Raw genomic sequence first — 9,798 nt, 5'->3', positions numbered from 1 at the left:
GGCGTACATCAATATGATCAATAATCGGCACAGATGGTCCTTTCGGATCCTTCGCAGATTTTCCTTGAATACGAGTCTTAGCGTAATCTAAAGCCTGTTGATAAGCACGCTCTGCAATACCGATGCCTTGCAATCCCACAGAGATTCTTGCGTTGTTCATCATCACAAACATAAGTGAGATACCCTGTCCTTCTTCACCCATCAAATAACCAATGGCGCCTTTATCATCACCATAAGAAAGAACAGCTGTAGGCGAGCAATGAAGACCCATTTTCTTTTCAATAGCCATACAGTGAATCTCATTACGCTCAGTACATTGCCCTGCCTCATTGACCAAGAACTTTGGCACAAGAAAGAGAGAAAGGCCTTTTGTGCCAGGCGCTGCATTTGGCATACGCCCCAAAACCATATGGATAATATTTTCTGTTAAACTATGCTCACCATATGAAATAAATATTTTTTGTCCCTTGATACGGTAATGATCACCTTCTTTCACTGCTTGTGTTTTTACAGCACCAACGTCTGATCCCGCCTGAGGCTCTGTCAAATTCATGGTCCCTGTCCATTCACCCGTCATAAGCTTTGGCAAGAATTTTGCCTGCAAGTCTTTCGAGGCATGACTCACCATCAATTCAATGGCTCCTTGATTCAAAACAGGACAAAGTGCAAAGGACATATTGGCTGATTGCCACAGCTCTTGAATCGCGAAAGCCACAAGCCATGGCAATCCTTGGCCGCCCTTATCAACTGGAAAAGGCAATGTGTTCCAGCCATTTTGAACAAACATTTGGTAAGCTTCTTTAAAGCCAGCTGGCTGCGTTACCACACCATTGTCGTAATGAGCCTCTGTCAAATGCCCCATCAAATTTAAAGGAGCCAAAACATCGCGTGCAAATTCACTTGCTGCTGATAAAACAGATTGAATCAAATCCGCTGAATAATCAGAAAAGGAGGCATACGAGAGAATCGTCTCAAGATCTCCAATTGCTTTCAATTGGAAAAATATTTTTTTTTCAGCAGGAATAAAAGGGCTTGGCATGTTTATTTTCCTTTTTTAAAAACTGTGGCACAGTAATTGCATCTAACCTACAAGTATCATACTCTGAATTCGATGTAATCAAAATAGGAAAATACAATGACTATACAAAGAAACCAAATGAATATGGCTGCAACGAAGAGCCTGTCTCAACCGGCTAAAGCAGAAATTCAATCGGCAATTTTAGCCGCTAGTCATAAAACAGGTGTCAATTTTTCCTACCTGATGAAAAAAGCTGCCATCGAAAGTGATTGCAATGCAACTGCCAAATGCAAAACATCCTCAGCCGAAGGCCTTTACCAATTTGTTGACCAGACATGGCTTCAGATGGTTCATAATCACGGACACGAATGCGGCCTCTCAGGCTTTGCGAATAAAATTTTTAAAGCAAGTGATGGCAAATATGTTGTGAGCAATCCTGCAGATAAGCAAGAAATCCTCAATTTAAAAAAGAACCCTCAGCTTTCTGCATTTATGGCTGCAAAATATTCTCAAGAAAACAAAGCCTACTTGCAATCAAAACTTCACCGCAATGTCACCGACACAGATCTTTATTTCTGCCATCTTCTTGGCCCAAATGGTGCTGTGCGCTTTTTGAAAGAACTCAAAAATGGATCAGGACAATCGGCAGCCACTCACTTTCCAAAAGCCTCTCAAACAAATTACAAACTCTTCCATGACAATAATGGCAATGAAAAATCACTTGGTGCCATTTATGCAAGCATCCAAAAGAAATTCACACACAATCAAACACAAACGGCGGGTGCTAAACCAGCTCCTCTTGCACAGCAAATGGCTGAAACAACCTATACACCAAAGCAACGTAAAGCTGTTGATATGCGACTTCGACCTGCCAATACATCACTGCAAGCGCAGGAAATGAAAGACCTCCGCACTTTAGGGGAGGTCTCTCTCAGAGCTGCAGAAAATATTGTTGAAAAATTCTATCCAGAAATCATGCGTCTCAATGTGTTATCTTTACGCACAAAATGATGCCATAATGCAGCACCAACATGAGCCCCGATCACACCTAACACGATCCAAGCAAATGTTTCGTGAAATTCTTTGATCAACTTTTTCACATCAGGCAAAAAAGGTGTTTCAAGCGGCTGGATCTGGAATAGATAATAGAACTCAATTGGGTATTTATTGAAGATCAGACCTGAGATCGGCAAAGCAAACATCGCAAAATACAAGAAGTAATGAGCTGCATGAGCTGCTGCAATTTGCCATTTTGGCAGACCGGCGGCTGGCTTTGGAACCACATTCATCAAACGCCACAACAAACGAAATACAACAAGAGCCAAAATGGTTACACCAATTGATTTATGGTAATTATAAAGGACCCCAACCCAACTGCTTTGTTCTGGTAATTCGTCGACAGTGATCATTGTGCCAAATGATCCGATAATCAGCAAAACGATGAGCCAGTGAAAGAATCTTGCAAGCGATCCAAATGATTTTCCTGTATTTTTTATAGACATCTCTTTTCCTTTTTCTTTTTATTTGACCTCTGATTTGAGATCATGTCAAGAAAAGTGACGTCACCTCAAAGAGGCTTTTATCCGCTCAGCGATCTCTTTGGTCTCGTAAAGAGGCTTATAATCATAGACCTCAATCGTACCTGTGAATGGCCTCGCCAATCCAGCCTTATAAACAGCATCATGAAATCTTTTAAATTTGTTTGAGCCCTTTGATTCAAGTGGTAAAAGATAGGTTGGCTTTCCTGTACTCAAGGCCTCACTCACCATTGACACACTATCCTCAGTCACAAAGAGAAAATCGCCAAAAGCCATCAAAGCAAAATAGGGATTCGGCCCCTCTCCCTCATAAAAAAAGTGCGGCACAGATTTGATCTTTTCTGCAATGATGCTCCTTGCAAAATCAGGAGTCCGGCGTGAAACGGTTACACAAAGAGATCCGCCCTTCTTCTTTGCTAACGTAACAAGATCTGACATAAATTGCTCTGTTTTGTCAGGCGTCATCTCATAATGCTTTGAATTGCCTCCGATAATGACTGAAAAAATGGGCTTTGGCAGATCCTTAAATGTCTCTGACCACTCAAGTCTTGCTTTGTCCAATACATCATTTGTCACACGGTGAAGTGATCCAATTGTTTGAATCACATTTGATCCCGTGATCAAATCATGCTGAGGCGTAACAACAAGATCAAACAGAGATAGGGAGATTTGAGGATTTTGAATTTTAATCAGAAAAGCCTTATCCTTGCTCATCTTCTTAACCCACAGCGCTGGCAAAATACTCTGCCGCCCACAAGTAATAATCACATCTGGCCATGGAGGCTTTAGCTCATCTGTTCCCTCGGATTGACAGAATGAATAAGGCAAGCGAACAAAGGGAGTCAGCAAATTCCAAGGCCATTTAAGCCCATTTGTTTTAATCTCAAAAGGATAACCCAAAGCTTCAGCAAGGCCAATGGCTTGATTAATCATGCCAGCCTTATTGTCAGCAATAATCCAGCACCTCTTTGATTCTGATGAGCTCATTTCTTTTCCGCCTTCAAAGCCTGTGATAACTTCAACAGAGCTTGCCAGGCTTGCTTTTTATAAAAAGGCGTTGCCAAAAGTGTTTGCAAATTATGAATCACATAAGTGGAGATCTGAGCTTCTGAAAAAGAATAGCATGGACCAATGAGCTTAGAGATCGCTTCTTCCTTACCCAGCAGGGCTCTGCCCACAATGCCGCCGAGCAAAAGAATCGACTGAGGCTTCACCATTTCAATAAAGCGAAGCAAATAAGGCAGAGATGCCTTAATTTCAGCCAATGATGGCTCCCGATTCCCCGGAGGCCGCCACGGAATCAAATAAGCAAAAGCACAATCATCCCAAGGCATAGAGATTGCATTCAGCATATTCTTAAGCAAAGTCGTTCGATCGCCCACGGCATAGATTTCGCCCATTTGATCTTCTTCTGCTGAAGGTGTTTCGCCGATAATCAAAATTTTGGCCTTTGTTTTCATCATAGGAGCCACAAAATGCATCGCCGTACGCGCAGCAGGAATATCGAGTTGCTCCCATTCAGCAATCAACTTCTTATGCGTTGTTGGTAGAACATCATATTGCTCAGTCTCAATCGGCGGCGCCTGAACATCAGTGGGAGAGATTGATGGAGATATGTCTGATGCCACAAAACTTTCTTTTTCTTGGGTCTTTTGGAAGCGAACCGGATCAAGCTGCACAACCTTTTCGCTCTGAACAGGCGCTTTAAAGGCAGGACGCCCAATCCAGGAAAGAGGTTCATCGGTGCAAATTTCATCAACACCTTGCTCATGAATCCAAGCCAAAGCTGAGGTGACTAATAATTTATTTTTTCTAGCAGTATCGACCAAATTCTTATATCCTAATAAAGACCTTTTTCATACAATAACAAACAATCAAAGGAAAGGCCAGGGAGTTTTTATGACACAATCCATTAGATCAGATCGAGACGTCATGGCATTTGATGTGCTGATTGTTGGCGGAGGCCCTTCAGGCCTATCAGCTGCTATTCAACTGAAAAAATTGGCAAAAGCACACAACAAAGATCTATCCGTCTGCCTCATCGAAAAAGCTGCAGAAATCGGAGGCCACCTTCTCTCTGGCGCTGTCTTTGAACCCAGAGCCCTTGATGAGTTGATGCCCGACTGGAAAGAAAAGGGAGCGCCCCTCACCTGTCCTGTCACTGAAGATCACTTTGGCTTTATGACCAAAGACAAAATCTTTTCTCTCCCCAATCCACCCCAAATGCACAATAAGGGCAATTATATCATCAGCCTTTGCCAACTTGCAAAATTCCTAGCGAGTGAAGCTGAAAGCCTCGGCGTTGAAATATATCCTGGTTTTGCAGGGGCAGAGGTTCTTTATAATGAATCAAATCAAGTGATCGGCGTTGCCACAGGCGATATGGGCATTAACAAGCAAGGTGAAAAGACGGCTCATTTTCAACCAGGTGTTGAACTGCAAGCCAAACAAACCATTTTTGCTGAAGGCTGCAGAGGCTCTCTGACCAAAATACTCTTTGAAAAGTTCAAGCTTCGTCAAAACTGCGATCCGCAAACCTATGCAATTGGCCTCAAAGAAGTCTGGGAGATCAACCCGAAGAACCATGTCCTTGGTAAAGTCTCACACACCATCGGCTGGCCACTTGATAGCAAGACCTATGGTGGTAGTTTCATCTATCACATGGAGAACAATCGCATCTCCTTTGGCTTCGTGATTGGCCTTGATTATGAAAACCCTTACCTATCACCTTTTGATGAAATGCAGCGTTTTAAACTTCACCCTGCCATTGCGCCGCTTCTTGAAGGCGGCAAACGTCTTGCCTATGGCGCAAGAGCCCTCAGTGAAGGCGGACTTCAATCTCTGCCAAAACTCACTTTTCCGGGTGGCGTTCTTGTTGGTGATACGGCTGGCTTCTTGAACGTTCCCAAGATCAAAGGCAATCACACAGCCATGAAATCTGGCATGCTCGCAGCTGAAGCTGTCTTTGAGCATTTGTCTAATGAAACCAATACAGCCCGTAATGAAGCGCTTACCTATGAGACAAAATTCAAGGAAAGCTGGCTCTATGATGAGCTGTATAGAGAAAGAAACATCCGACCAGCCTTTGATAAAGGACTCTGGGTTGGCCTTGCCTATGCCGCTCTTGACACTTACATTCTCAGAGGCAGAGCGCCTTGGACTTTCAAAAATCACGCTGACCACACCTGCCTTAGACCTGCGGATGAATTTAAACCCATTGCCTATCCAAAGCCTGATGGTAAATTGACCTTCGACAAGCTCTCTTCTGTATTCATCTCTGGAACCAATCATGAGGAAGATCAGCCATGCCACTTGCAATTAAAGGATCCAGATGATCCGATTACAATCAATCTTCCATTGTATGATGCACCTGAACAGCGCTATTGTCCTGCAGGCGTTTATGAGATTGTTACCGAAGCCGATGGCAAAAAAAGGCTTCAGATCAATGCGCAGAACTGTGTTCATTGCAAAACCTGCGATATTAAAGATCCGATGCAAAACATCAACTGGACTGTGCCTCAGGGCGGCGGCGGACCAAACTATACAATTATGTGATTTAACTCATCAATACCAGGGATAATTACCATGATCACCTTCATATAAATGATTGACATGTAAACCTCAATCACTTATATTTAATTTTATTCTTAATAGAGGGTGCTACATACAATGAGTTTTTTATACACTATTGAACAAGGTCAAATTTTAGAACACATTACCCAACAGGATTTATCACCATCTGACATCGTGAGCCTCTCCCAAACATCAAAAGTCATAAATCGATTAATGACAGCGTCTGATAGGTCAAGTCGCATTTGGACACCCTTTATCCCCCGTGAACCTTTCTCAAATTATCCTGTCTCCATCATTTTTACAAGAGTCGCAACAGCATATGCAGCCTTTGATTTACACGCAGTTTCTTTAGGCAGCCGCACAGTCATCCGCATTCAACAATGTGATTATACAAATCTATCGGCCGAGATACTGTTCCTGCGAGAACTCCAGGCTTGGTTTCACTTGCTCCTACACAGCAGATTCGAGAGAGTAGAAAAGTTAACACCAGATCTGACGAAAGCTTATAAATGTCAATCTCTTCTCGACACAATGGCTCGATATAATCCTAAAAACGTAGAATCAAGCGGAGCCCTCACCATGAGGAATCTAAGAGAGCTATGCGATCTTATTAGCTTTGATGCCCTTAAAAGCTTTTTATCAATTAATTTTAGTGAAGACCAGGCCAGATGCATCGACATCTGCATATCACAATTTAAAGAATCCATGCAGTTAAAAACTGTCTCTCAAGATCCGGTAGGTGCACTCACATTCTTTTCTAGAATAGCTAATGCTTTCTTGAGTCAAAGCCCCACTCCTGAACAGCTAAGAGAAATGACTGACCTGTCTCAAAGCATTATCTCTTTGCCTCGCTTTTCCTTTACTCTCTTCAATCGATTTTTCTTGAGAGAGATTAAAGTTCAAAAATCAGCCGCGATTGGAATTAAATGCCTCACAAACTGTCTGCACTTGATGCAAAAAGGCTCTCTAACTTTTGATATGATAGGCGAGCTCATCCTCATCGATTCAGATTCAGCCCTGAACATTCACCATTTCACAAATGCCTTTTATAATGCTGTTGCAAGAGGATTTATTAGCCTTGATCAGCATAACCATCTTTTTTATGATAATGATAATATTCTTTTGTTTCTGAGGGAAGATACTGAACTCGATAGAAGGCTCAATCAAACCTATCAAGAATTACAAAGTCAATTATCTGCGCGCCCTGATTACAAAGAAAGACGCCAGTATTGGGGAAAAATGTTGGATGTTATTTTTAGGCCTCTCTTACAATCTCATATTATTGATAATATAGAGAGCGATATCAATTCAAATCATGAACATGTGAGGGCTTTTGCACGCAGCCTCAATGCAGGCCAACTCACCACTCAGAATCTCTTTAACCTCATGACGCATTTACATGAAACTCAAAGACAAGTCTTTGAGACATTTATCAGTACACAATCAGAAACACTAAGAAAAGAACCTTTTCTTTTTTCTTACTTTCTGATGAGATCTCTTGATCTACTAAAAGAATTACCTGATTTTCCTGAAGACTTGAACCAACTTCTGCATATCGTTACACAAGAGCCAGATGTGTTTGTTCAAAACACTTTTTCAAAAAATGGACTTGCCGTTCTCGCAAAATTATCACAAGCAAGTCTTCAAGCCCTTCTGACACAAATGATCGAACAGTCTTTTCTTTCAGAAACTAAAACTGAACCAAGCGTTATTTCCTTTATAGCGACAGCGCTTGTTGATTTTGAACGAAAAAAAACACCTGCTCATGAAACAGAAGCCCTGTTATTAAATTTTATCAGATGTTTTGAATCCATTCGTCCATTATTAAACGATCCACACCATCCCATCGGGCTCACTCCTTTTAAAGCCGCTCTAAGTATAGTCTGCATCACAGCAGATATAAACAGAGCAAAAAAAATGGTGGAAAGATTTATGAATCTTCCCCGTCCTTTATTGCAAGGTAATATTGCCTTTTTAAGACAGAGTCTCTTGGAGATTCTCCATCGTCATTTTGGGTCAACAGCAGCAAGTCATTATTTTATGGAATTATCTTATAGTGATAATTACAGTCTTATCAAAGCTTTGTTCTTGCTCAGCCTCGATGCAATAACGCCCCAGCAATGGATCTCTTCTATTGAGCACTTTATCACCTTTATCTATCAATTCAATAAGGTGGAGATGGAAAATGGGGAGACTGTAACAGACCATGCAGACTTTAATGATTTCTTCGACAACTTCATTGAGGAAACAATGAAGTCTGTATTTGCAGGTGAAAATCCTGATCTTAAAGCCATCATTGCGAAGGTTGAAGATCCAGATTATGATTCTGATGACAGCGATGGATCTGAAGACGAAGCGTAAGGCAATCCTACAAAGAGAGTCAAAGAAAAAGAGTCGCCCTGAACTTGTTTCAGGGCCTGTCTGCAATTATAGAGAGATACTGAAATAAATTCAGCATGACTGGTATTTTATCGTAGCATCATGGTGAGGAGCGGCTTATCTCGTCGTAGCGTCAGCGAAGACGGACGCAACTTCCTCTGTTGGGATGTAATGCTTATGCGTCTCAGATCGAGGCAGCGCCTCAACATTTTCAGCATCTAGAAAAGCAACAATCGCCCAGCGCGCAAAGGGTTTGCCGATCTGCGTTTCATCAAGCTGAATCACATCGTGCCAGCCAGGAGCAATCTCATCCGTCTCCAACACTTTCTGGAAATTGCTTGAGACCATAAAAAGCGCATGGTCTTCTTTATGTTCCACTGGCGTCAGATCATCAGGCCCTTTTCCAATCCGAAGACCAGAGCAACTCTCTGCAATCGCGAGCGTGAAAGAACCCGCATCAAAATGAGGCTTTGCTAAATATTTTGATGATTCCGCCCAATTATATTTTAAAAAACGAAGGCACAAGTGTATCTCGTCCGCTGCGAAAACTCTTTGATGCGCCCCAGGAAATAACTGATCAAGCAATAGAAGTTGCTTCTCACAAATAGCATAAGCGGCCTCCCAGATAGGTTGCGCCAGTTTTAAAAAGCGCTCAACAACAGGATTTGCTGCAATAAAATCTGCATACCGACTCTCAATACCAGGGTAGTAATGAAAAAAATCCTTGCTGTCATTATAGGGACCATCTTCAGGATCGCGATGCCGAAACCCAACGTCACCTCTGCGATGTTTTGGATGCAATCTAAAATCAATATGGGTCTTAATATCCTCAGGCAGGGCCAGATAGTCAAAAAAAGCTTCCATCGCCGTTACCAATTGATCTTTCGGAATTGGAAAAGGCACCTGTATAAAAGGTTTTTGCTTTAATTGATTCAATAGATACTGTGCTTCATCCACTGTTGCGCGCCCCCGTTATTTACATGTTTCTAAGGCTTATCATATCGCACCTAACGTTTCATACGCAACTCCAAATACAAAAGAGCGCATGAGAATGGGGTCACCATCTTTTGTCATTCCTGCGACCTGTCGCTCCGAAGCCTTGGCGTAGGTGGAAGGCAGGAATCCAGAAATATCAACAACCAGTTAGTCATGCCGAACTTGTTTGTACAGACCGGAGACATAGGTAACGAATGTGCGGGGACATAGGTAACGAAAATTGATAAACTTTACGGCAAAAATGGGAGATCTAAAATGCCGTGGTTAGCAAAAGGAGTTATCGAAGTGAGAGAA

Annotated in this window: 8 protein-coding genes; 3 read left to right on the top strand and 5 right to left on the bottom strand. The window is 42.2% G+C overall.

Features of this window, described 5'->3' with window-relative positions; genetic code table 11:
• Positions 1-1,039, bottom strand: a 1,039-nt coding sequence (locus tag KBF71_08310) for an acyl-CoA dehydrogenase family protein (GenBank protein MBP9878314.1), incomplete at its 3' end; no start/stop codon positions are given.
• Positions 1,040-1,135: 96 nt separating this feature from the next.
• On the opposite strand from KBF71_08310, the gene KBF71_08305 reads away from it, so the two are divergent.
• Positions 1,136-2,029: a lytic transglycosylase domain-containing protein gene (locus tag KBF71_08305; GenBank protein MBP9878313.1), complete on the top strand. Its 894-nt coding sequence runs from the start codon at positions 1,136-1,138 to the stop codon at positions 2,027-2,029.
• On the opposite strand, the gene KBF71_08300 is transcribed toward KBF71_08305, so the two are convergent.
• From KBF71_08300 to KBF71_08290, 3 genes are read right to left on the bottom strand one after another with little or no spacing between them, the layout of a single operon-like run.
• A complete protein-coding gene (locus KBF71_08300) occupies positions 1,981-2,520 on the bottom strand; it encodes a cytochrome b (GenBank protein ID MBP9878312.1) in 540 nt (179 codons plus the stop codon). The two genes, KBF71_08305 and KBF71_08300, sit on opposite strands and share 49 nt — an antisense overlap.
• 60 nt (positions 2,521-2,580) lie before the next feature.
• On the bottom strand, positions 2,581-3,543 hold the full coding sequence (locus tag KBF71_08295; GenBank protein MBP9878311.1) for a mitochondrial fission ELM1 family protein: 963 nt from the start codon (positions 3,541-3,543) through the stop codon (positions 2,581-2,583).
• Entirely contained in the window at positions 3,540-4,385 is an 846-nt protein-coding gene (locus KBF71_08290; GenBank protein MBP9878310.1) for a uracil-DNA glycosylase, read from the bottom strand. Before KBF71_08290 ends, KBF71_08295 begins: the two co-directional genes overlap by 4 nt.
• 70 nt (positions 4,386-4,455) lie before the next feature.
• Here KBF71_08290 and KBF71_08285 point away from each other — a divergent pair, with 70 nt between their 5' ends.
• Together KBF71_08285 and KBF71_08280 are read left to right on the top strand one after the other, a co-directional pair.
• Positions 4,456-6,111 (top strand): electron transfer flavoprotein-ubiquinone oxidoreductase, encoded by a 1,656-nt coding sequence (locus KBF71_08285; GenBank protein ID MBP9878309.1) that lies wholly within the window; start codon positions 4,456-4,458, stop codon positions 6,109-6,111.
• A 114-nt stretch (positions 6,112-6,225) separates the two neighbouring features.
• A complete protein-coding gene (locus tag KBF71_08280) occupies positions 6,226-8,490 on the top strand; it encodes a hypothetical protein (GenBank protein MBP9878308.1) in 2,265 nt (754 codons plus the stop codon).
• A gap of 135 nt (positions 8,491-8,625) precedes the next feature.
• Here KBF71_08280 and KBF71_08275 read toward each other — a convergent pair whose 3' ends face one another.
• Entirely contained in the window at positions 8,626-9,465 is an 840-nt protein-coding gene (locus KBF71_08275) for a hypothetical protein (GenBank protein MBP9878307.1), read from the bottom strand.
• Between the last annotated feature and the right edge of the window lie 333 nt (positions 9,466-9,798).

This window comes from Alphaproteobacteria bacterium, from assembly GCA_018063245.1.
GTDB lineage: Bacteria > Pseudomonadota > Alphaproteobacteria > JAGPBS01 > JAGPBS01 > JAGPBS01.
The sequence above is the reverse complement of the archived record's forward strand: the minus strand, read 5'-3'. Positions and strand labels throughout refer to the sequence as shown.